The following is a 21,150-nucleotide window of genomic DNA, read 5'->3' on the forward strand; positions in this document are numbered from 1 at the left end:
GCCCGGTCGGCTACAGCAGTACTTCGGTGAGAAGGTGGATCACCAGGCCGGCGAGTGCGCCGACGATGGTGCCGTTGATGCGGATGAACTGCAGGTCGCGGCCGACGTGCAGCTCGATGCGCCGGGACGTCGCGGCCGGCTCCCACCGGGCCACCGTGTCGCCGATGACGGCGGCGATGTCCTCGCGGTAGCGACGCACCGCGCGGGTGGCGACGTCGGCTGCGGCCCGGTCCACGGTGGCGGCGAGCTCCGGCTCGGTGACCAGTCGGCCGCCGAACGCGGCCAGCGTCTCGGTCGCCCGGGTGCGGGCGGCCCCGTGCGGATCGGTGGTGAGATCGAGGAGCACCCCACGGGCGGTCACCCAGATCGCCGTCACCGCCCGGTCCGCCTCGGGATGGGCGACGATCCGCCGTTTGAGGGCCTCGACCTTCTCGCCGAGCTCCGGGTCGGTGCGCAGCCGCTCGGCGAAGGTCAGCAGGAAGGTGTCGATGGCGCGGCGCAGCCGGTGCCCGCGGTTGTCCCGCAGGTCGGCGACGAAGCGCAGTGCCTCCGCGTAGGCGCGGGCGGCGACCGCCTCGTCCACCCACCGCGGCGACCAGGTCGGTGCCTGCTCGCGCACCAGCCGCAGGACGGTGTCGGGGTTGGCCCGCAGCCATTCGTCGGCCTCGCTGACCAGCAGGTCGACCAGATGGTGGTGTGTTCCCTCGGTGACCACCCGGTCGAGGGCCAGCCCGAGCGCCCCGGCCCAGCGCCGCTCCAGCAGCCGCGGCAGGACGGACTTCTCGACCAGTTCGCGGACGAGGTCGTCCTCGATGCCGGAGATCATGGCCGCGGCGCGGCTGGACACCTCGGCGGTGATCCGCTCGGCGTTCTCCGGGCGCCGCAGCCAGGTACCGACCCGGGCGGCCACGCCGAGCTGGTCGACCTTCTCCCGCACGACGTCCTCGGCGAGGAAGTGCGTCCCGACGAAGCTCTGCAGGCCGCGGCCGAGCGCGTCCTTGCGGTGCGGGATGATCGCGGTGTGCGGGATCGGCAGCCCGAGGGGGTGCCGGAACAGCGCGGTGACCGCGAACCAGTCCGCGAGCGCACCGACCGTGCCGGCCTCGGCGGCCGCCGCGACGTAGTCGACCCAGCCGGGCGCGCCCGAGGCTCCCCACCGCCAGGTGATGATGTAGATGGTGACCATGACGGCAAGCAGCGTCGTCGCGATCACACGCATCCGCCGGAGCCCGTGCCGCATCCTGGCTTCGGCGGCCGGGTCCCCGGCGGCCAGGAGACCACTGGACGGATCACTGCCGGGACTGCCCCCGCCTGCCACCTCATCTGCCATGCGAGCCGGTCCACCCTCCGCCCTGATCACGCTCCCGACACCCTACGAGGGATGACGGCCCTCCCGGCGCGCCGCCGCACGACGGTGGATGACCAGCAGATCGACGAGGGCCGTCACGGCGATCGCCGCGAGGGCCACCGCCGGCCCGACCTGGCCCGAGACGGCGAAGAGGCCGGCGGTGACGGAGCAGAACAGCAGGCCGAAGAGTGCGAGGGCGCGGCGCAGCGTGAGTGCGCTGGCCGCCGGCGCCGCACCGGTACGCCGGTCGCCCCATGATCCCAGCGTGCGCCACCATGGTTGTGAACCTGTTGGGCGCCCGGTGCGTTGATGGGGTACGTGGCGGGTCACGCCAGCGGTGTGCCCGCGTCCGGGGCGGTGAACCGGGGTCAGATGGTGGTTCCGTGGCACGCACCGCCCGGGTAGTCAACATCCCGACGAATGTCGGCAGGAAGCTGCCGATCCGGATGTGTCGGGGCCTGGGGTGCTGCGGTCAGCGGCCCCCGTTGCGGCTCGACCCGCTCGACCCGCCCGATCCGCCCGATCTGTTCAGATCGTCCGGCCGGTTCGGGCCAGACACGCCCTGGCGCTCGGCGAGGGCGTCGACGAGCAGCTTCGTGCTGGTGAAGTCGACCGGGACCTCGATCACCCGGACCCCGGGGCCGCGCAGCGCCGCGGCGAGGCGCTCGCGATGGTCGGCGCCCGAGCGCAGCCCACCCCGGTGCCCCCACACCTCGACGACAAGGCCGACGTCCAGTGCCGAGGCGAGATGCAGCAGCGTGGCGGCCGGCCCGACCGGGGGGCTCCCGACCACCACCACCCCGGGGCGTCCCTGTCGGCAGGCCAGCAGTGCCCCGGCGAGTGCGGCCTCCCCGCCGCCGCGCAGCACCCGCACCTTCCCGGTGGCCGGGCCCATGACCTGACCCACCCAGAGCCCGACCGGGCCCGGTTCGGCCACCACGATGCCGTCGGGTGGCAACGCGCCGGCCAGGTCGGCGGCCGCGCGTGCCGGCGTGAGCGGAGCATCGTCCCGCGCCGCGAGCTGGCCGATGAGAGCGCGCGACTCCCGGCCGAACCGCGAGAGCGGCGTTTCCGGCGCGAGCGGATCTTCGGGCGCGAGCGGATCTTCGGGCGTGACAAGATCTTCGGGTGAGGACGGGACCCCCGGCGGGAGTGGAGCGTCCAGCGCGAAGTCGGGCCGCAGTCGAACCTCGCCGGTGCCCGCCCGCCGTATCGCCTCGGCGGCGCGCAGGACGTCACCCGGTGTCGCGGGCGGCGCCTGCGGGCTGGTCCCGGACGCCTGCGCGGCGACGCCGGACAGCAGCGTGAGGACGGCTCCGTCCCAGCAGGCGCCAATGCCGTGACCGAGCTCGGCGGAGGCCGTGGCGAGCAGCCGTGCGCAGGTCTCGTCCGGCGCGGGAACCAGCTGGACCGCGGCTGATCCCAGAGCTGCCCGGGGGAGTCGTGTGCCGGAGGCGGTGACCAGATGGCTGACTCCGGCCGACGCGAGCAACTCTCCGAGGGTCATCGACGCGCGCTCCTCTTCTTCTTGCCCCAGGTTGAGGGCGGGCGGGAGCCGCACCGATCCGCCCGCTGACCGAGGGTGGTCGGGCGGTCTCCTCCTGTTGGCACCATGTGTCCGTGCTGTCCACGGTGGCCTGCCGGCGGCGGAGGGGAAAGCGATGCGGAGTGGATCGGCCCAGGTCAGCAGCGGTCCGTGACGGGCGGGGCAGCCCACGGCAGGTTCCGGAGCGGTCCGGTCGGGATCGGCGGGGGTTGTCGAACGGATCCCGCCCTCCGGGCGCTCTGTGTCGGGAGTGGGTGTCCCGCGGCGGTCGGGCTCACCTGCTGGGTCGACCGGGGCTCGCTTCCGTGATGACTCGCGGTGAATGCCCATTTCATTCGCTTTGCAAGGAATCGTCGCGTTGCTCGCAACGTCAACGGACGTCCATGCTGGTCGGCCGGTCCCCGGGCCCGGCCGGCGGGCCGCGGCGAGCGCTCTGTCGACACCGTCTCCGGGCCTGGGACGTCGCTCCGGACCATGAACCGGCGCCCGACCTGCACCCAACAGGCGCCGGACTTGCTCACGCGCGGCGCTCCGGAATGTGCCGCCGGGCCCGACGGGCGCGGGCCCGGCCGGACGTGGCCTATCTCGCACGTCACCGGCGTGCTACGGCCGGAGAACGCCCTCCGCGGGCGGTCTCTGCGCTGGTGGACTTGTCCCTAAGACCAGTGTCTTCTTTGCGTCTACGCAGGTAGAGACTCTGTGGGCGGGCATCCAAGGCAGGCTGCGGACATGCCTGATGTGAGATCTGTCACCGTCACTGTACGCATTCCTGTATATCAATGGTGTTCAGGTATTAGGGGGTGCCGATGGTCCCGTCGATTACAGTGTGTGATTCGGTGATTCCTGCTGGGAATCTTGCTTCTGTGGGTCCGGTTGACAATGGCCGGAGCACCTCGCCGGCGTGGTCGGTAGACGGCAGGGTCTTGTTGAAGGGCTTCTGCGCGCGCTCGCTAGAGTTGTCCGACGTCGGACGCTTTACACGTTGAGCGCGGACCGGGCATGAATCATGCGCACGGCCCGCTCTTGTCGCGCGCCGTCCGTCGCGGATCAGCATCGATTGAGCGATTCGCTCACCCCGCACACGAGGCGCCCACCCCTACGGCGTCGGACGAGAGGACTGGATGCTCCGGAATTGGCCCATCCGCTCGAAGCTGGTGGTGATTCTCATCGTCCCGCTGGCCGCACTGGCCGTGCTGAGCGCGATACAGGTGCGCGGGGACGTCGACAACGTCCGGGCCGCGGACCGCATCGAGGCGCTCGCCAACTTCTCGATCAAAGCGAACGATCTGGTCAACGCCCTTCAGGGCGAGCGCTACGCCACTAACGCCTTCGCCGGTTCGAACTTCAGCGTCCCGACTCTCAACCAGACCGTCATGGACCTCCGCCCGCCGGTGGACCAGGCTCTCGCCGTGTATCGCGCGGACGAAGAGCGCCTGCCGCAGTCGGCCCGCCAGGAGCTCGACGGGACACTGTCCGTGATCGGAGAACATCTCGATCAGCTTGCCGAGCACCGCCGGCAGTTCGACGCGCGGCAGATGCAGCTCGCGGCGAACGTCACCTTCTACGACACGGCAGTAAAAGACCTGCTGGTGCTGAACGCACGGGTCGCCTCAGGTAGCACCGACGCCCGTCTGGTGAACGGCTCAACCACCCTGGCCGGAATCTCGCAGGCGAAGGAACAGGCCTCGCAGCAGCGTGGTTCCGTCGCCCAGATGCTGTTCCTCGCCATGCAGGGCGTCCGCGTGACGCCACAGGCGATCTGGCAGCTTCAGGCCACCGCCGGCGCGGAGGACGCCTGGATCGAGCAGTTCGGTACGACGGCCACCGCCGAGCAGCAGGAGTTCTTCAACACAACGGTCGGCCGCTCGCAGGGCAACATCGATCAGGTGCGGGACCGGATTGTGGAGGCGCTGGCGAACTCCCAGCCCATCACCATGAGTCCCCTCGAGTGGGCGGGCCTGGCCGACGCCAAGATCGAGCAGATGCGCGAGGTCGAGCGCCGGGTCGCCTCCGACCTGGGAGCCACCAGCAGCAAGATCTCGGGTGACGCCTCGCGTGGAGCGCTGTTCGGAAGTATCGGCGTCGCCGCCATTCTGATCGTGTCGATCGTGATCTCGCTGCTCGTCGCCAGCCCGATGATCAGCCAGCTGCGGCGGCTGCGGCGCGGCGCCCTCGACACCGCCACCGAGCGCCTGCCGGCGGTCGTCGAGCGACTGCACCGAGGTGAGCCCGTCGACCTCGCCGCCGAGGCCTTCCCGGTGCCCGCCACCAGCAAGGACGAGATCGGCCAGCTCGCGGATGCCTTCGCGACCGTGCACGAGGTGGCCGTGCGCACCGCCGTCGAACAGGCCGCGATGCGCAAGAGCATCGGGGACACCTTCCTCAACCTGGCCCGCCGCAGCCAGGCCCTGATCCACCGCCAGCTGAAGATCATCGACGCGCTGGAGCGGAAGGAGACCGACCCCGACGAGCTGGAGGAACTGTTCCGGCTCGACCACCTGGCGACCCGTATGCGGCGCCACGCCGAGGACCTCATCGTCCTCTCCGGCTCCAAGCCCGCCCGTGGCTGGCGCCGGCCGGTTCCGATCAAGGACGTCGTCCGCGGTGCGGTAGCCGAGGTCGAGGACTACACCCGGGTCAAGGTCATGCCGATCACCGGTGGCGCGGTCAGCGGCCACGCCGTCGGTGACGTGATCCACCTGTTCGCCGAGCTGATCGAGAACGCGACCTCCTTCTCGCCCCCGCACACCCCGGTGCAGGTCTCCGGGCACCCGGTCTCCAACGGGTTCGTCGTCGAGATCGAGGACCGCGGCCTGGGAATGAGCCAGGAGGAGATCGACGCACTGAACCACCGGCTGGCGAACCCACCCCCGTTCGACCTGTCGACCAGCGAGCGGCTGGGGCTGTTCGTCGTCGGCCGCCTGTCCGAGCGGCACGCCGTTCAGGTGCTGCTGCGCTCCTCGCCGTACGGCGGCACGATGGCGATCGTCCTGCTGCCGGACACCCTGCTGCGGGCCTCGGACGACAAGGGGGAGGACACCGGTCCTCGCGAGCTCGCGGCAGTCGGCGCCGGAGCGTCGTCCGCGGGTGCGCAGCCCGGCGGCGTCGCGGCACTCAACGGCGCCGGTGACCACCCGGAGATCGCCGGAATGGCCGGCCTCGACGCCGCCCCGAGCCCGAACGGTCGCTGGCACGGTGACATCGCCGGCGGCTCGGCACAGGGCGACGCCCAGGGAGCGCTGGGAACCGCGCATCCCGCCGGGCCCCGTACCGACGAGACCCTGCTCGACGACCTGCCGGTGTTCGCCACCGCGCGGTCGAGCTGGTTCGTCGCCGACCGGCCCCGCGGCGGGCTTCCGGGCGACGAGGACGGGCCTGACGGCCCGCGCGAGCCGGGTGACCTGACGAGCCCGATGCCGATGTCCGAGCTGACCGATCCGGATGAGGAGCCCGGCACCGAGGACGAGCCCGGCTCGGCCGGAGCGGACCAGGGGTGGCAGGGAGGCCGTTACGGCCGGGCGGAGCAGGAGCAGGTCGACGGGCGGTACCATGCGCCCGGCTCACCGGGATCCCTGTTCAGCGCGCCGCCCGACACCGGCCAGTTCTCCGGCTTCGGCCCGTCCGGCTACGCCTCCACGGGGTACGACTCCACGGGGTACGACGAGGGCGCCTACCGCAACGGCCAGGGCGGTGCCCACGGCAACGGCAACGGCGACGGCGACGGCTCGGGACGCTCGAACGGCCGTGGCGCCGGCCGTTACGACGCGCAGGACTACCTGGCTCCGGACTCCGGCGCATCGGGCTTCGGCGCGGGGGGCTTCGGTACCGACGCCGGCTTCGGTGGCGACCCCGACCGTTTCGGTTCGGCGGACGGCGGCTTCGGTACCGGTTCCGGTTTCGGTGCCGAGAACGGTGCCGGCTCCAGCAGGCTGCCCGGGACCGGCGACGGCTTCGGCGGCGTGGGCTTCGGCCAGCGTTTCCCCGCCGACCCCCGGGAAGGCGGGTCCGGGCAGTCACCGCTCGCGGGCGAGCTTCCGTCGCGCCGGCGGGGAGGGCGTACCAGTGGTGACGGGGCTGGCCTCGGCCGGTCCCGAGGAGACCGGTTCGGTGCCGATCCGCTGGGCAGCGACCCGCTGGGCAGCGATCCGCTGGGCAGCGACCCGCTGGGCAGCGACCCACTCGGTGGCGACGACCCGTCCGGGGGGTACCGGGAGCCGCGGGCCGACCGTGGCTCCGGCTACGCCGGCCGCCCGCCGCGCGACGGCGGGGCTCGCGAGGGTGGCGCCCGCCCCGGGGGCAACGGTGGCTACGCCGGGTACTCCCGCCCGGGCTATGACGACAGCCCTCCCCAGGAGGACGGTGGCTTCGGCGACGGCGCCTACCGCCAGGCACCGCGGACGTCCCGCGGCACCGGCGGGGGACCGGGCCTCCCCGGTCGCTCGGCGCCCGAGCAGGGCCAGGCGGGCGTCCCGCCGCAGGCCGGGGATCCGCACAGCGAGCTGGACGAGCTCGGCCTGCCGAAGCGGCGGCGGCGCGCGAACCTCGCGCCCCAGCTGCGCCGGGAGAACGCCGACTCGAGCCGTTCGGCGATGACCGCGGGCCCTCGTTCACCCGAGGAGATCCGCAGCATGATGTCGTCCTTCCAGGCCAACTTCGGCCGTGGGATTGAGGACGGAACGGTGTCCAATGACGGAGATGATGTGGGGAAGGTAACCTGATGCGTCCGCTGGGGCCGTCCGAGAACATGAACTGGTTGCTCAACAACCTGGTCAAGAAGGTCCCCGAGGTCACTTATGTGATCGTGCTTTCTTCGGACGGTCTGCTGCTCGCGACCTCGCGGGGTATGGACCGGGCCACCGCGGACCAGTTGGCCGCGGTCGCCTCCGGATTCAACAGCCTCGCCCGGGGCGCCGGCCGTTTCTTCGGCGGCGGCAACGTGCGGCAGACGATCGTCGAGATGGAAGCGGGGTTTCTGTTCGTCACCGCGGTGGGCGATGGATCCTGCCTCGCGATTCTCAGCAGCCCGGGCGCCGATATCGGGCTGATCGCCTACGAGATGGCGCTGCTGGTGACGAGGGTGGGTGAGTTTCTGACGCCGGAGCTTCGCGCCGAGATCCAGTCGGCGCTGCCGATCTAGGACCTGTCCGCATGCATGCGGGACGGCACGCCACGACCCGCCCGGGCCTCCATCCCACGGGGGCCCGGGCCCGTGTCGCGCCGACCGCCGGCACATGACCGATCCAAGGCAGGAGGACCGCGTTGTCAGGGGATGAGGAATGGTTCGACGACGATGCCGGGCCGGTGGTGCGGCCCTACGCCGTCACGGGGGGGCGTACTCGTCCCAGCAACCGGGCTCTCGATCTGGTGGCCTTGGTGACCACCTCACCGCAGGGCCGCGCACTGGCCAACACGCTGGAACCGGAGCAGCGCGCCATCGCCGTGCTCTGCCACCGGCTCCAGTCGGTCGTCGAGATCTCCGCCCGGCTCAACCTCCCGGTCGGAGTCGCGCGCGTACTTGTCGGCGACATGCTCGATGCTGGGCTGGTGAGTGTGCACCGGCCCGAACAACCATCGGACCGCCCCAGCGTGGCGATTATCGAGAAGGTGCTCAGTGGACTCCAGGCTCTCTAGGGCCCGAGCGGCCGAAACACCAGCGCCGCATCCGGTCAAAATCATCGTGGCCGGAGGTTTCGGAGTAGGGAAGACGACGTTCGTCGGTGCTGTGAGCGAGATTCCGCCGCTCACCACCGAGGCGGCGATGACGGCCGCGAGTATCGGTGTCGACGACACCAGCGCCGTGGCCTCGAAGACGACGACCACGGTGGCCATGGACTTCGGCCGCATCACCCTGGTCGACAGTGTCATTCTGTACCTGTTCGGGACGCCTGGCCAGGACCGTTTCTGGTTCATGTGGGACGAGCTGGTCCTCGGAGCGATCGGCGCGGTCGTGCTGGTCGACACCCGGCGCCTCGCCGACTCGTTCCCGGCGATCGACTACTTCGAGGAGCGCGACATCCCGTTCCTCATCGCGCTGAACCACTTCGACGGCGCCCGCCAGTACCGCAGTGAGGACATCCGGGCTGCTCTGGACCTGGACCCGCGCCGTCCGATGGTGCTCTGCGACGCCCGTCAGCGGGAGTCCGTCCGTCAGTCGCTCATCGCTCTCGTACGGCATGCGCTGGAGGTGGTGTCGGCGGAAAGCCAGCGCCCGGGGCTGCCGACCGGCTCCCGGTGAGCGTCCCCGCGCGTGCCGCCGCGGCGCCCGCGGATCCGTCGATCCGAACCGGGAAAGGGACCTTGCTCGAGTTCCTCGGACTTGACGACGTCACGCTTGCCGCCTATCGGCTGTGGCTGAGACATCCTGAGATGGATGTCGACGGCGTAGCCACCGCGGTCGGCCAGGCGGCCGGGACGGTCCGCCGATCACGGGATCGGCTCGTCGAGCTGTCGCTGCTGCTGCCGTCGACCGAGCGCCCCGGCCACCTGGTGGCCGTCCATCCGGAAGCCGGTCTCGAACACCTGCTCCAGGCCCAGCACGAGGCGCTGATCCGCCGCCACGAGCGGCTGGTCCGGGCACGCGCGCAGGTCAACACCTTCGTCTCGGAGTACCTGGACAACCGGCCCGGCGGGGACGGCGCGGAGGTCGAGCACATCGACAGCGCCGACCAGGCCCGGGTGGAGCTGCTCACCCTCCTCGGCCGGGCGGAGAAGGAGGTGCTGGCCCTGCACACCCACCAGGGCCTGCCCCCGTCGCTGACCGCCGAGGTCCTGCCGGTCGAACTGCGCGCGCTGCGGCGCGGCGTGTCGATGCGCAGTGTCCTGCCCCGCACGGTCAGCACGGACGAGACCGGCGGCGGCTACGTCCGGACGGTGGCGTCGCACGGCCTGGAGGCGCGCCTCTCCGACGATCCCCGCATCGACGCGATGACGGTCGACGGCCGGATCGGCCTCGTCCAGTTCGCCTCCCTCGGTGCGGACCCGCTTGCGCTGGTCGTGCGCTCGCCTGCCCTGGCGAGCCTGGTCACCCAACTGTTCGAGCAGGTCTGGGAGACCGCCGAGCCGCTGGTGGTGAACGGCGCCGACTCGGCCGACGGGGCCGATGACCGGCCCAACGACACCGAGCGCCTGCTGCTGCGGCTGCTGAGCCTGGGCGTCAAGGACGAGGCGGCCGCGCGGCACCTGGGGGTGTCCGTGCGCACAGTCCGGCGCATGGTCGCGGACCTGATGATGCGCCTCGATGCGCGCAGCCGCTTTCAGGCCGGCACGGTCGCGGCCCGGCGAGGATGGTTGTAGCCATGTTGTGGTGACCTGGTTCCCACGTTGGCAGTAGATGGTCAGGGCAACTTCCTGCCAGCTGGTTTGGCGGACAGAAGTGTCGAAGCGACGCATGATTCCGATGAGCGACCGGAATTGTGCAGACCTGACACGTACCACCACAGCAGGAACATGTCAGGGGGTGCCGCCGACCGGCGGACGCGCGAGACCGGCCACGCGTGTGTCCATGCCGAACGCGGCCGACGCCGGCTTCCGGGATCCTCGGGTCGGCCGGCGGCGGGCGACATGTCTGCGAGCGCTCGGCGCAGCCTGTTCAACCTGACTCCGAAAGAGGAGATCGAGTGCCGACGGAATCCGCCTCGGTTCCGAACCAGAGCACGCCCACCCAGCGGACGCTGATCGTCGCCCGTATGAATCCCGAGGACGCCGGTGCGGTCGCCGATGTCTTCGCGGAGTCGGATGCCGGTGAGCTACCCCATCTGGTCGGGGTCGCCCGGCGTGACCTGTTCGAGTTTCACGGCCTGTACTTCCATCTCATCGAGAGCCGGGCGGACATCAGAGGGACGCTGCCGCCGGTGCGGGACCATCCGCTCTTCCTCGATGTGAACAGCAAGCTGGAGAAGTACATCGCCGCCTACGACCCGCAGACCTGGCGCGGCCCGCGGGACGCGATGGCACGCAGCTTCTACACCTGGCTCGCGGACTAGGCGCCCGTCGGGGCCCGCCGTGCAGGACCAGCCGTGCGCACCGCACCGGGCGTGGACGCCAGCCCCCGCCGGGTGGCCGCGGCCCTCGGCCCCTGGCCGGCGGCCGCCGGCCACCCGCCGTGGAAGCCGTCCGGCCCGCCCGGCCCGGACAGGGCCCGCGACCGTGGGCGGACGCACCGTCCGCGTCCGCCGGCGCCCGGCCTGCCGCACGCCGCCGCCGGCGAGGCGCCTGACGGCCCACCATCCGGCCCAGATCTGCCCGTGCCGCAGCGACGCGCGCCCGGGCAGCCCGGGCCCGCCGCTGGTGGCGTCGGCACCCCTGCTGCCGCACCTCCCCGTCGGAACCGGTGGCCCCCGGATCCCGCCCTGCCGGTCGACGTCGCCCGGTCGCGCGGTGGCATGGCAGCAGGACGGCCCGCCGCATCGCGGTCTGTCCGTGCCGTCGGGCGACCGCGCCTCCGGGCCGTCACGTCGTCGCGCGACCGAACCACCGGGCCGCCCCGCCGGCCGGCCGGATGCATGGCACCGCCGCTGAGTTTCATGTCACAACCGTGCCCCGTGAACGCGGAAAATGTGGAAGGAATACGGCACATGTCAATGCAGTGGACCGCTGACGAGCTTCTGGGATTCCTGGTCGAGCAGGCTGGTCTTCCGCCGGAGGACCTGCCCGTCGACCTCGACGTGACGTTCACCGACATCGGCCTCGACTCTCTCGCCTATCTGCAGCTCCAGGCCGAGGTGCAGGCGCGTTTCGACGTCGAGCTGCCGAACGAGGCGCCCGAGGGATACACGCTCGCCGACATCCTGGGAACCGTGAACAACGCCCTTCTGGAGCCCGAGCCCGCCTGAGTCGCGCCGATGGCACCGAAACACCGGCCGCGCGTTTCGGCCGGCTGTGTGCCGCGCGCCGGGTGCCGTCGCGAACCCCCTTCTTCACGCTGCCAGCAGACCGGAGAAAGACGTGAGCGGACACACCGACAACTCGATTTTCATCAATGCCGACATCGACCTCGTCTGGTCGATGACGAACGACCTGGAGTCGTGGCCCGAGCTCTTCACCGAGTACGCCTCGGTGGAGATCATCGAGAAGACCGACAACACGTTCAGGTTCCGGCTCACGATGCACCCGGACGAGTCGGGCACGGCGTGGAGCTGGGTTTCCGAGCGGGTCCTCGACCCGGCGAACCACAAGGTCCGCGCCTACCGCGTGGAGACCGGCCCGTTCGAGTACATGCACATCGAGTGGACGTACGTGCCGGAGGGCACCGGGACCCGGATGCGGTGGGTCCAGGACTTCCACATGAAGCCGTCGGCGCCGGCGAACGACGAGCAGATGACCAACCGCATCAACACCAACACCCCCCGCGAGATGGCCTCCATCCGCGACAAGGTCGAGCGGGCCGCCGGCGCGTCCGCGCAGGCAGCGAGCCAGATCCCCGAACAGGTCTGAGGAGTCAACCCCGGTGAGCACCGCAACCACGTCCGCATCCCTGACGGTCCCCAAGGTCGTGTCGATCCACGACGTTCCCGCCAACCGGCGTCGCGGCGGCGACATCCGCACGCTGCTCTCGCCGGCGACGGTCGGCGCCAAGTCCGGCTTCCTGGGAACGCTCACCCTCCAGCCCGAGGAGGTGGTGACCGAGCACTGGCACCCCTACTCGGAGGAGTTCCTCTACTGCGTCTCCGGGTCGGTGACCGCCCGTCTGGACGGTGAGCACACCGCCCTGTCGGCCGAGCACGGCCTGCTGATCCCGATCGGCATGCGGCACCGGATCGTGAACACCGGTGACGAGGTGGCCTTCCTCGTGTTCCACCTCAGCCCGCTTGCGCCGCGGCCGGACCTGGGCCACGTCGACACCGAACCGCTGCCCGAGCAGCAGCCGTGAGCGAAGCGATCAGGCGGTCGCGGCCGGACGGCGCCCTCGGGCCGGCGTCCAGGGGCGGGGGTCCGCGCCGCACCGTGGTGACCGGGATCGGCGTCGTCGCGCCTGGTGGCTCGAGCCGTAAGGAATTCTGGACACTGCTCACCGACGGCCGCACGGCCACCCGGCGGCTGTCCTTCTTCGACCCCGCCCCGTTCCGCTCGCAGATCGCCGCCGAGTGCGACTTCGACCCACTCGCCGCCGGTCTCACCCGCCAGGAGATCGCGCGCAACGACCGGTTCGTGCAGTTCGCGCTGGCCGCGGCGATCGAGGCGGTCGCCGACAGCGGCCTCGACCTCGGCTTCGCCGCCGGCGAGGGCGTGGTCAGCGGTGAGCGCGAGCCGGGCGACGGCCCGGTGGTCGGGGTCAGCATGGGCAGCGCGGTCGGGGCGACCAGCCGGCTGGAGAACGAGTACGTCGTCGTCAGCGACAGCGGCAAGCTGTGGGAGGTCGACCCGCGCTACGCGAGCTCGTTCCTCTACCACGCACTGGTGCCGAGCTGCCTGGCGACGGAGATCGCGTGCCGCTTCGGCGCGCACGGGCCGTCCTTCGTCGTCTCCACCGGCTGCACGTCCGGTATCGACGCCGTCGGCTACGGGCACCAGCTCATTGTTGACGGTGAGGCGGACATCGTGATCGCCGGGGCGTCGGACGCCCCGCTCTCCCCGATCTCGATCGCCTGCTTCGACGCGATCCGGGCCACCTCGGCGCGCAACGACGACGCCGAGCACGCCTCCCGGCCGTTCGACGCCAGCCGGGACGGCTTCGTGATGGGTGAGGGCAGCGCCGTCCTCATCCTGGAGGAGCTGGAGAGCGCCCGCGCGCGCGGCGCCCACATCTACTGTGAGGTCGGCGGCTACGCCTCCCGGTCGAACGCCTTCCACATGACCGGCCTGCGCCCCGACGGTGTGGAGATGGCCGAGTCGATCCGGATCGCCCTCGACCAGGCCCGCCTCGACCCGACCGCGGTGGACTACGTCAACGCCCACGGTTCGGGCACCAAGCAGAACGACCGGCACGAGACCGCCGCGTTCAAGCGGTCCCTGGGGGCGCACGCCTACCAGGTGCCGGTCAGCTCGATCAAGTCCATGGTCGGCCACTCGCTGGGCGCCATCGGATCGATCGAGCTCGCCGCCTGCGCGCTGGCGATCGAGCACAACGTCGTGCCGCCCACCGCGAACTGGACGACCCGCGATCCCGAGTGCGACCTCGACTACGTCCCGAACATCGCCCGCGACCACCAGGTCGACGTCGCGCTGTCGGTCGGCAGCGGGTTCGGCGGGTTCCAGTCGGCGATCGTGCTCGCCGCGGCGGAGACACCATGACCGTTCTCGACACCGCCGCGGGCCCGGCGGCCACCGCCGGCCGGGAGGCCGACGGCGGGCGGGCCGGGGCGCGGGTGCGCCCGGTCATCACCGGGCTCGGCGTCATCACACCGAGCGGCATCGGCGTCGAGGAACACTGGGCGTCGACACTGCGCGGCGAGCTGCGGGTGGCACCGATCACCCGCTTCGACGCCGGGCGCTACGACATCCACCTCGCGGGCGAGATCCCCGGGTTCGTCGCCGAGGACTTCGTCGACCACCGTTACATCGTCCAGACGGACCGGTGGACCTGGCTCGGCATGGCCGCGTCCCGGCTGGCGATGGCCGACGCCGCCTACGACCCGGCCGAGCACGACGCCTTCGAGACGTCCGTCGTGTTCGGCGCCGGGTCCGGAGGCAACGACTTCGGCCAGCGGGAGCTGTCCCGGCTGTGGACCCGCGGGCGCACCGCCGTCAGCGTCTACCAGTCGATCGCCTGGTTCTACGCGGCGACGACCGGCCAGACCTCGATCCGGCACGGGCTCAAGGGACCGTCCGGTGTGCTGGTCAGCGACGGCGCCGGCGGCCTGGACAGCCTGGCCCAGGCGCGGCGCACGATCCGGCGCGGCACCTCGACCGTGCTCGCCGGCGGCGCCGAGTGCGGCCTGACGCCCTACGCGGTGACCTGCCATCTCAGCAGCGGACGGGTCAGCACCGCCGCCGACCCGACAGCCGGCTACAAGCCGTTCGACACCCGCGCCAACGGCTACCTGCCCGGCGAGGGCGGCGCGACGCTCCTCGTCGAGGACCCGGCCAGTGCCGCCCGCCGCGGCGCCAGGGTCTACGGCGAGATCGCCGGCTACGCCGCCACCCACGACGGCACGCACCACGAGGAAGCCCCCGGGGACGCCCGCTGGCTGGCCACGGCGATGCGGCGCGCGCTCGCCGACGCCGGCCTGCGGCCCGCCGACGTCGACGTCGTGTTCGCCGACGGCGCCGGCTCGCCGGATCTCGACGCGCTGGAGGCGCAGGCCCTCCGCGAGGTCTTCGGCGCCGGTGCCGTGCCGGTCACCGCCCCGCAGGGGCTGATCGGACGCCTCTGCGCCGGTGGTTCCGCGGTGGCCGCGGCGACGGCGCTGCTGTCCATCCGGGACGGGGTGATCCCCGCCGTCGGCAACCTCGACGACCCGGACCCCGCCCACGGGCTGGACCTCGTGCGGGTTCCGCGGGAGGGCCGGGTCAGGGTCGCGCTGGTCAACGCACGCGGCCACGGCGGCTTCAACAGCTCGCTCGTGCTGCGGTCCGTCGACGCCGACTGACCACACGGGCGCACCCATCCATCCCACGGGCGCACCCCACCCCACAGATCGTCACATCTCCGTAAGAGGTAGAGAGGAACACTGATGTTTCCAGACCTGGCCGGCAAGCGTGCCCTGGTCACCGGTGGCACGCGCGGTATCGGCCGGTCCGTCGTCCTGGGGCTCGCCCAGGCCGGCGCCACCGTCGTCGTCGGTCACCAGCGCGAGACCGAGGAGGCGGAGAGCCTGCGCCTCGAGCTCAAGGCCACCGGCAACGACCACCTGCTGGTGCAGGCCGACGTCGCCGACCCCGCGCAGATCACCAAGCTGATCGAGGCGACCAGGGCCCATCTCGGCGGCCTCGACATCGTCGTCAACAGCGTCGGGACGATCAGCCACATCCCGTACGCGCAGTTGCCGCTCGAGGCGTGGACGCAGGTCCTGACCACCAACCTCACCGCCACCCACCTGGTCACCCAGGGCGCGCTCGAGCTGCTCGGCGACTCCGGCACCGTGGTCAACATCGGCTCCGGCGCCGGGCTCGTCGGCGTGCCGCTGCGCGCCCACTACACCGCGGCGAAGACCGGCCTCATCGGCCTCACCCGCTCGCTCTCCAAGGAGCTCGGCACCAAGGGCATCCGGGTCAACCTGGTCTCCCCGGGCGTCATCGAGACCGACCAGGCCGCCGGCATGCCCGAGGCCGCCCGCACCGCCTACACCAACCGCATCCCGCTCGGCCGGCTCGGCGAGGCCCACGAGGTCGCCGCCGTCGTGCTGTTCCTCGCCAGCGACGTCTCCGGCTACGTCAACGGCGCCACCTTCACGGTCGACGGAGGCATCTGATGGGTCACCCGCAGCCGTTCCGCATCATCCTGACGATGCACATCCACCCCGGCCGGGAGCAGGAGTTCGAGCAGACCTGGCTGCGGATCGGGGACGGGGTCACCAACCACCCGGCCAACCTCGGCCAGTGGCTGATCCGCTCCGAGGACGAGGCGAGCACCTACGTCATCATCAGTGACTGGGTGGACGAGGCGCAGTTCCGGGAGTTCGAGCAGAGCCCGGGCCACCTCGAGCACCGGAAGATCCTGCACCCGCTGCGCGCCAGCGGCTCGATGGTGACCGGGACGGTGCTCGCCCACCTGCCGGGCGCGGCGGCCACATGACCGGCGGCCGGGTCCGGGTGATGCTCTGGGCGGTGGAACCGGCCGGCGACCCCGGCGCGGTGGAACGGGCCTACCACGAGATCAGCTCCAAGCTCGTCGGCACGCCCGGCCTGCTCGGCAACCGTCTGCTGCGCTCGGCGGCGGAGCCCTCCCGGTTCGCGGTGGTCAGCGAGTGGACGAGCATGGCCGAGTTCGCGGCATGGGAGTCCGGCGCCGAGCACAAGCCGGCAACCTCCCCGCTGCGGCCGTTGCAGGACCCGGAGATGCGGGCGGTCATCTACACCGAGGTCGCCGCCTACGGCCCGGACGGCCCCTTCACCGGCCCGGACGGCATCTGAACCACCTGACGGACACCCGCGGGGCACCCTGACACCCGCGGGGGCATGCCTGGCCCGGCCGGGGCGGCGGGAGACCTCCCACCGCCCCGCCGGGCCAGTGGTGCGTGCGCAGTCAGCCCTCGCTGTCGTCGGGCGTCTGCCGCCGGGCCTCTGCCGCCAGGCCCGATGAGTGAGCAGTGCCGCTCAGCCGGCGGCCTCGGCCGCGGTCGTGACCAGTTCCCTCCAGGCCAAGGCCAGCCGAAGGTGACGCCGAGCCCGAGCGTGGGCATCTCGGTGCCGTTCAGAGCCCGGCGGAGCCGGAGGAGTAGGCGAGCGTGCCATCGACGAACGTGGCGACGACGTCCGTGGCCTGCGGGTCGGTCAGCGCCTCGTCGAGGGGGAGGCGAAGCAGGCACAGGTCCGCCGGCATGCCCTGGGTGATCCGGCGCGGCCGGGCAGGGTCGTCGGGGGGACCGAGGAACAGGTCGAGGGCGGTGCGTCCGTCCACCCGCTCGGCCGCCCCGAGCAGGGTGCCGGCGGGGGTGCGCCGGTGGACGGCGGCCCGGACGGCCCGCCACGGGTCCGGGTGGCCGAACGGCGCGTCGGTCCCGGCGGCGACGGCGATGCCGGCGGCGAGCAGTGACCGGCACGGGTAGAGCCAGGGGATGTCGTCCGGGTCGACCTCGGCCAGGTAGGCGTCGCCGCGCTCGGCCACGAAGTTCGGCTGCGTGACGACGGTCAGCCCGGCCGCGCGGATGAGCGCGGCCAGCTCCGGGGGGATCACCGCCCCGTGCTCGATCCGGTCGGCCGGCCGGCCTGGCACCAGGCTGCTCGGGCTGCTCGGGCTGCTCGGGCCGGTCGATCCGGTCGATCCGGTCGGGCTGGCGGGGCCGTCACCGACGCGGGACCGGGCGGACTCGATCGCCGCGAGGGCCACCACGAGCTGGACCCGGGTCACGCAGTGCACGGCCACTGGCACGCCGGACCGGTGGGCCGCCCGGATCCGCTCGGCGAGGCTGTCCGGGTCCGGCAGATCGGTGTCGTCCAGCATGATCTTCAGTGGCCCCGCCGTGAGCCGGGGCTGCCGCCGTGAGCCGGGCCCTTCCGCCGTACCGCCCGGTGCCCGCGCCCCGTCCGAGCCAGGGGTCTCGGGCCGGACGGGCCGCTCTGTCTCCGCTGTCTCCGCGCAGGAGCGCATCAGGGTGAGGCGCTGCGGCAGCACCCCCGCGGCCACCGCCTCCGCGAGTGCGGCTCGATCGGAGGGCCGCCGCTCGGGCGTGGCATCGGTGAAGCCGGTGACCCCTGCTGCCAGCGCGGCCTGGCCGAGCGCTCCGAGATCGACCGCGACGCGCGGGACCCGGGCGGCAAGCCAGCTGTCGAGCCGCCACAGACGGCCGGTGGGCGTCCCGGCCGGGGTCCGCTCGATCCCCTCGCCGGCTCCAGCGCTGGCTCCGGTGCCGGCGTGCGGGCTTAGGCCGACCTCGCGCAGCGCGGCCGAGTTGAGCACCCACAGCGCACCGCCGCGATGCTGCACCCTGGTCGGTACGTCGCCGGTGAGGGCGTCGAGGGCCCAGCGGTCGAGATCCCCCGCCGTGGCCGGGTGGTAGCCGATGCCGCGCACCCAGCCGCCGTGGGGTGACCTGCGCGCGGCGCCGGCGGCCTCACCCAGCCGCTCGGCGAACTCCCGCGCGTCGGTGACCGCGGGCGGCCCGAGGAACACCGAGGCCATCGACGCGGCCAGTGACATCAGGTGCAGGTGATGATCGTGCAGGCCGGGCAGCAGCGCGCCGCCGGCGGCGTCGACCTCCTCCTCGCCGGGGTGCCGGTCCAGACGCCGCCCCGGCGGCCCGATCTCGGCGACGGTCCCCCCGGCGAGGCGGACGTCCACCAGACCGGTCCGCGCCGTTCCCGGGCCGGGGCCGACGCCGACGGCGGATGGGGCCGCGAGGATCTCGGCGCGTCGGACCAGCACGGAGATCACCTCGTCTGGCGGGCCGGTGAACGATGAGCGGTGAACGGGCATGCCGAGCGTACGGAATCCGTACGGTGGGCACGGTGAACACCGCCTGCACAGCGCCCGCCGTCCTGGAGCCGGAGGAGGCGCTGGTCGCGCTGCGTGCCGACCCCGAGATGTTCGCGGCGTACAACGGGAGTCCGCTGCTCGCGGTCCGGACCCGGGGGCCGCGGGCGGTCGAGGTCGGCGCGCTCGCCCGGTGGCTGCCGTGCGTGCTGGTGGGTGTCGCCCCCGACCTGTCGGACCTCCCCCCGGGGATCGAGACCGCGGGCTTCGACATCCTGCTGACCGATCAGTCCGAGCCGCCGGCGCCCTGGGTCGGCCCGGTGGGCCGGGGGAGTGACGGCCAGCCCGGCGGGACGGCGGAGGCGCTCGCGGCGATCGCCGCCATGACCCGCGCCGTGCCGGCGGCCTCGGTGGCGTTCACGCAGCTCGTGCGGTACTCGGCGGGCCTCGATGTCCGGGACGCGGTGATCGCGGAGTCGTTCGTCTACTCCACCCTGCAGGCCGGCACCGAGTTCGCGGCCTGGCTCGCCGGCCACCGTGCGGCCCGGGCGCGCCGCGCGGCGGCATCGGCGGCGGCGGGCGCCTCCGGTGTCCCCGGTGTCCCCGGTGTCTCCGGGGCCTCTCCGGTGCCCACCGCGCCGGCCGTCCTCGTCGATCGTGACGGCGACGAGCTGTGGGTCGAGCTGAACCGTCCGCAGGTGCGCAACGCTGTCAGCCGGGACCTGCGCGACGGCCTGGTCCAGGCGTTCGCCCTGGCCGCCGGCGATCCCGGCGTCAGCGCCGTGCGGCTGCGGGGTGTCGGCCCGACCTTCTGCAGCGGCGGGGATCTCTCGGAGTTCGGCACGCTCCCCGACCCGGCCGTCGGCCATGCCGTGCGGACGTCCCGCAGCATCCCGATGGCCCTGCTGCGGTGCGCCGACCTGACAACGGCCTACGTGCACGGGACGTGCGTGGGCGCTGGAGTCGAGGTCCCCGCGTTCGCCCGCCGGGTGGTCGCCGACCCGCGGACCACGTTCCGGCTGCCCGAGCTGGCGATGGGGCTCATTCCCGGGGCCGGCGGGACGTCCAGCATCGTCCGCCGGGTGGGCCGGGAGCGTACCGCCTTTCTGTCGTTGACCGGCTGGGCGCTCGGCACCGCGGCCGCTGCCGCGTGGGGGCTGGTCGACGACGTCCGGCCGGTCAGCGGCGATACCCGTCCACCGTCGCCGGAACCGGGCGGGCGGTGAACGGCCGGGGGCCGTCGGGGGCGTCCGACGCGTCGGTGAAGAAGAGGAAGCAGCGGGTGCCGACGAACTCGCCGTCGCGGGTCACCGTGCTGGAGTAGACCTGCATGGGCAGCAGGGTGCCGTCGAGACGGCGGATCGTGGTCGGGTAGTTCAGGATGGCGTTGTCGACGGTCATCGACTCGCCGAGTGCGACCAGATCCTCCTCGACGGCGAAGATGCCGAGCAGGTTCTGCCCGACGAACCTGGTGGGCTCCTCGGCGCAGCCGAGGAACGCCAGGTGGATCAGGTTGGTCCGCCTGACCTCGGCGGTGCGGGCCATGCCGTGCAGGGGCACGGGCAGCAGCTCGAAGAGGTCCTCCAGCTCCTTCGTCAGCGCGGTGACCGCTGTCTCGCCGAGCCCGCCGAGGAGCGGTCCGACCTCGGTCTGGCTCCACTGCTTGTGCCACGCCCGCGTGTCGGCCTCATCCGGCCCCGGCAGGGATCCACTGAACGCGGGGCGGGTGACCAGACGGAGAACGCCCCCGTCGGCATCGCCGTTGGCGTCGAGCAGGGCGGCCACCGTCGACCCGTCCGCCCGCCGCAGGTCGACCGCCACGTTGTGCAGGGCGTGCCCGTCGACCGCCGCGGCGGTCACCTGCTCCCACACGTCGTCGCCGAGGAGCGTGCGGGCCGACGGCCTGGCCGTGCCCGACGGCCTGGCCGTGCCTGATGACGTGGCCGTGCCTGATGACGTGGCCGTGCCCGCTGGCCCGGCCGCGTCCGACGGGGCCCAGCCGGCGATCCGGCGCTGCGCCGGGTTCGCCCGTCTGACGGCCCCGTCGAAGCGGGTGACCATGATCCCGATGTTCGCGTTCTCGAACAGGTCCAGGAGTTCCCGCAGGTAGTCGGTGGCGGCTATCCCGTTGTACTGCGGCGCATCGATGGGCATTATGGTCGGCCTTTCCCTGGCGCGGTCGGGCTGTTCCCCGGGGGCCGCGGCGGACTGGTTCCCGCCGCGGCTTCTGACGCCGGGAACGATCGC

General features: G+C 72.4%; 20 protein-coding genes. 15 read left to right on the forward strand and 5 right to left on the reverse strand.

Annotated features, from left to right (window positions below; all coding sequences use genetic code 11):
* Nucleotides 1–10: 10 nt before the first annotated feature.
* The 3 genes from B207_RS0119225 to B207_RS0119235 all read right to left on the reverse strand — a co-directional run bounded on the left by B207_RS0119225 (nt 11) and on the right by B207_RS0119235 (nt 2,855).
* A complete protein-coding gene (locus B207_RS0119225) occupies nt 11–1,330 on the reverse strand; it encodes a DUF445 domain-containing protein (RefSeq protein WP_018638238.1) in 1,320 nt (439 codons plus the stop codon).
* Nucleotides 1,331–1,372: 42 nt separating this feature from the next.
* The gene (locus B207_RS0119230; RefSeq protein ID WP_018638239.1) at nt 1,373–1,678 is read right to left on the reverse strand and encodes a DUF6343 family protein; all 306 of its coding nucleotides are present in this window, start codon (nt 1,676–1,678) and stop codon (nt 1,373–1,375) included.
* Between the two features lie 142 nt (nt 1,679–1,820).
* Nucleotides 1,821–2,855, reverse strand: a complete 1,035-nt coding sequence (locus tag B207_RS0119235) for a hypothetical protein (protein ID WP_018638240.1) — start codon at nt 2,853–2,855, stop codon at nt 1,821–1,823.
* Nucleotides 2,856–4,015: 1,160 nt separating this feature from the next.
* On the opposite strand from B207_RS0119235, the gene B207_RS0119240 reads away from it, so the two are divergent.
* From B207_RS0119240 to B207_RS0119305, 14 genes are all read left to right on the forward strand, one after another.
* Nucleotides 4,016–7,612, forward strand: coding sequence for a sensor histidine kinase (locus B207_RS0119240; protein ID WP_018638241.1), 3,597 nt, complete (start codon nt 4,016–4,018; stop codon nt 7,610–7,612).
* Nucleotides 7,612–8,031 (forward strand): roadblock/LC7 domain-containing protein, encoded by a 420-nt coding sequence (locus tag B207_RS0119245; protein WP_006538093.1) that lies wholly within the window; start codon nt 7,612–7,614, stop codon nt 8,029–8,031. The genes B207_RS0119240 and B207_RS0119245 overlap by 1 nt, the downstream gene beginning before the upstream one ends.
* 122 nt (nt 8,032–8,153) lie before the next feature.
* Nucleotides 8,154–8,525: a DUF742 domain-containing protein gene (locus tag B207_RS0119250; protein ID WP_018638242.1), complete on the forward strand. Its 372-nt coding sequence runs from the start codon at nt 8,154–8,156 to the stop codon at nt 8,523–8,525.
* Nucleotides 8,506–9,129 (forward strand): GTP-binding protein, encoded by a 624-nt coding sequence (locus B207_RS0119255; protein WP_026311227.1) that lies wholly within the window; start codon nt 8,506–8,508, stop codon nt 9,127–9,129. Before B207_RS0119250 ends, B207_RS0119255 begins: the two co-directional genes overlap by 20 nt.
* A 62-nt stretch (nt 9,130–9,191) precedes the next feature.
* Nucleotides 9,192–10,187: a LuxR C-terminal-related transcriptional regulator gene (locus B207_RS0119260; protein WP_026311228.1), complete on the forward strand. Its 996-nt coding sequence runs from the start codon at nt 9,192–9,194 to the stop codon at nt 10,185–10,187.
* 323 nt (nt 10,188–10,510) lie between these two features.
* Nucleotides 10,511–10,876, forward strand: a complete 366-nt coding sequence (locus B207_RS0119265; RefSeq protein ID WP_018638245.1) for a TcmI family type II polyketide cyclase — start codon at nt 10,511–10,513, stop codon at nt 10,874–10,876.
* A 591-nt stretch (nt 10,877–11,467) separates the two neighbouring features.
* A complete protein-coding gene (locus B207_RS0119270) occupies nt 11,468–11,725 on the forward strand; it encodes an acyl carrier protein (protein ID WP_026311229.1) in 258 nt (85 codons plus the stop codon).
* Nucleotides 11,726–11,837: 112 nt separating this feature from the next.
* Nucleotides 11,838–12,326, forward strand: a complete 489-nt coding sequence (locus B207_RS0119275; protein WP_018638247.1) for an SRPBCC family protein — start codon at nt 11,838–11,840, stop codon at nt 12,324–12,326.
* A 13-nt stretch (nt 12,327–12,339) separates the two neighbouring features.
* Nucleotides 12,340–12,762 carry a cupin domain-containing protein gene (locus tag B207_RS0119280; RefSeq protein WP_018638248.1) on the forward strand — a complete coding sequence of 141 codons (423 nt, stop codon included), beginning with the start codon at nt 12,340–12,342 and terminating at the stop codon, nt 12,760–12,762.
* A gap of 77 nt (nt 12,763–12,839) precedes the next feature.
* A complete protein-coding gene (locus B207_RS0119285; RefSeq protein WP_084692218.1) occupies nt 12,840–14,123 on the forward strand; it encodes a beta-ketoacyl-[acyl-carrier-protein] synthase family protein in 1,284 nt (427 codons plus the stop codon).
* Nucleotides 14,120–15,421, forward strand: a complete 1,302-nt coding sequence (locus B207_RS0119290) for a beta-ketoacyl synthase N-terminal-like domain-containing protein (RefSeq protein ID WP_018638250.1) — start codon at nt 14,120–14,122, stop codon at nt 15,419–15,421. The genes B207_RS0119285 and B207_RS0119290 overlap by 4 nt, the downstream gene beginning before the upstream one ends.
* An 84-nt stretch (nt 15,422–15,505) precedes the next feature.
* Entirely contained in the window at nt 15,506–16,243 is a 738-nt protein-coding gene (locus B207_RS0119295) for an SDR family NAD(P)-dependent oxidoreductase (protein ID WP_018638251.1), read from the forward strand.
* Nucleotides 16,243–16,566 carry an antibiotic biosynthesis monooxygenase family protein gene (locus B207_RS0119300; protein ID WP_018638252.1) on the forward strand — a complete coding sequence of 108 codons (324 nt, stop codon included), beginning with the start codon at nt 16,243–16,245 and terminating at the stop codon, nt 16,564–16,566. The genes B207_RS0119295 and B207_RS0119300 overlap by 1 nt, the downstream gene beginning before the upstream one ends.
* Entirely contained in the window at nt 16,563–16,904 is a 342-nt protein-coding gene (locus B207_RS0119305; protein WP_018638253.1) for an antibiotic biosynthesis monooxygenase family protein, read from the forward strand. Before B207_RS0119300 ends, B207_RS0119305 begins: the two co-directional genes overlap by 4 nt.
* A 280-nt stretch (nt 16,905–17,184) precedes the next feature.
* Here the strand turns inward: B207_RS0119305 and B207_RS0119310 are convergent, their stop codons facing one another.
* A complete protein-coding gene (locus tag B207_RS0119310) occupies nt 17,185–18,855 on the reverse strand; it encodes an amidohydrolase family protein (RefSeq protein ID WP_230205115.1) in 1,671 nt (556 codons plus the stop codon).
* An 83-nt stretch (nt 18,856–18,938) separates the two neighbouring features.
* Between B207_RS0119310 and B207_RS0119315 the strand changes: the two genes are divergently transcribed.
* Nucleotides 18,939–20,129: an enoyl-CoA hydratase/isomerase family protein gene (locus B207_RS0119315; protein WP_026311230.1), complete on the forward strand. Its 1,191-nt coding sequence runs from the start codon at nt 18,939–18,941 to the stop codon at nt 20,127–20,129.
* Here the strand turns inward: B207_RS0119315 and B207_RS0119320 are convergent.
* A complete protein-coding gene (locus tag B207_RS0119320; protein WP_018638256.1) occupies nt 20,083–21,057 on the reverse strand; it encodes a hypothetical protein in 975 nt (324 codons plus the stop codon). The two genes, B207_RS0119315 and B207_RS0119320, sit on opposite strands and share 47 nt — an antisense overlap.
* Nucleotides 21,058–21,150: the final 93 nt, after the last annotated feature.

The organism is Parafrankia elaeagni (genome assembly GCF_000374165.1).
GTDB lineage: Bacteria > Actinomycetota > Actinomycetes > Frankiales > Frankiaceae > Parafrankia > Parafrankia elaeagni.

Coding starts and splice junctions, on each gene's coding strand:
- B207_RS0119225 (WP_018638238.1), bottom strand. CDS start 1,330: ATGGCAGATGAGGTGGCAGGCGGGGGCAGTCCCGGCAGTGATCCGTCC.
- B207_RS0119305 (WP_018638253.1), top strand. CDS start 16,563: ATGACCGGCGGCCGGGTCCGGGTGATGCTCTGGGCGGTGGAACCGGCC.
- B207_RS0119270 (WP_026311229.1), top strand. CDS start 11,468: ATGTCAATGCAGTGGACCGCTGACGAGCTTCTGGGATTCCTGGTCGAG.
- B207_RS0119300 (WP_018638252.1), top strand. CDS start 16,243: ATGGGTCACCCGCAGCCGTTCCGCATCATCCTGACGATGCACATCCAC.
- B207_RS0119290 (WP_018638250.1), top strand. CDS start 14,120: ATGACCGTTCTCGACACCGCCGCGGGCCCGGCGGCCACCGCCGGCCGG.
- B207_RS0119320 (WP_018638256.1), bottom strand. CDS start 21,057: ATGCCCATCGATGCGCCGCAGTACAACGGGATAGCCGCCACCGACTAC.
- B207_RS0119245 (WP_006538093.1), top strand. CDS start 7,612: ATGCGTCCGCTGGGGCCGTCCGAGAACATGAACTGGTTGCTCAACAAC.
- B207_RS0119235 (WP_018638240.1), bottom strand. CDS start 2,855: ATGACCCTCGGAGAGTTGCTCGCGTCGGCCGGAGTCAGCCATCTGGTC.
- B207_RS0119295 (WP_018638251.1), top strand. CDS start 15,506: ATGTTTCCAGACCTGGCCGGCAAGCGTGCCCTGGTCACCGGTGGCACG.
- B207_RS0119240 (WP_018638241.1), top strand. CDS start 4,016: ATGCTCCGGAATTGGCCCATCCGCTCGAAGCTGGTGGTGATTCTCATC.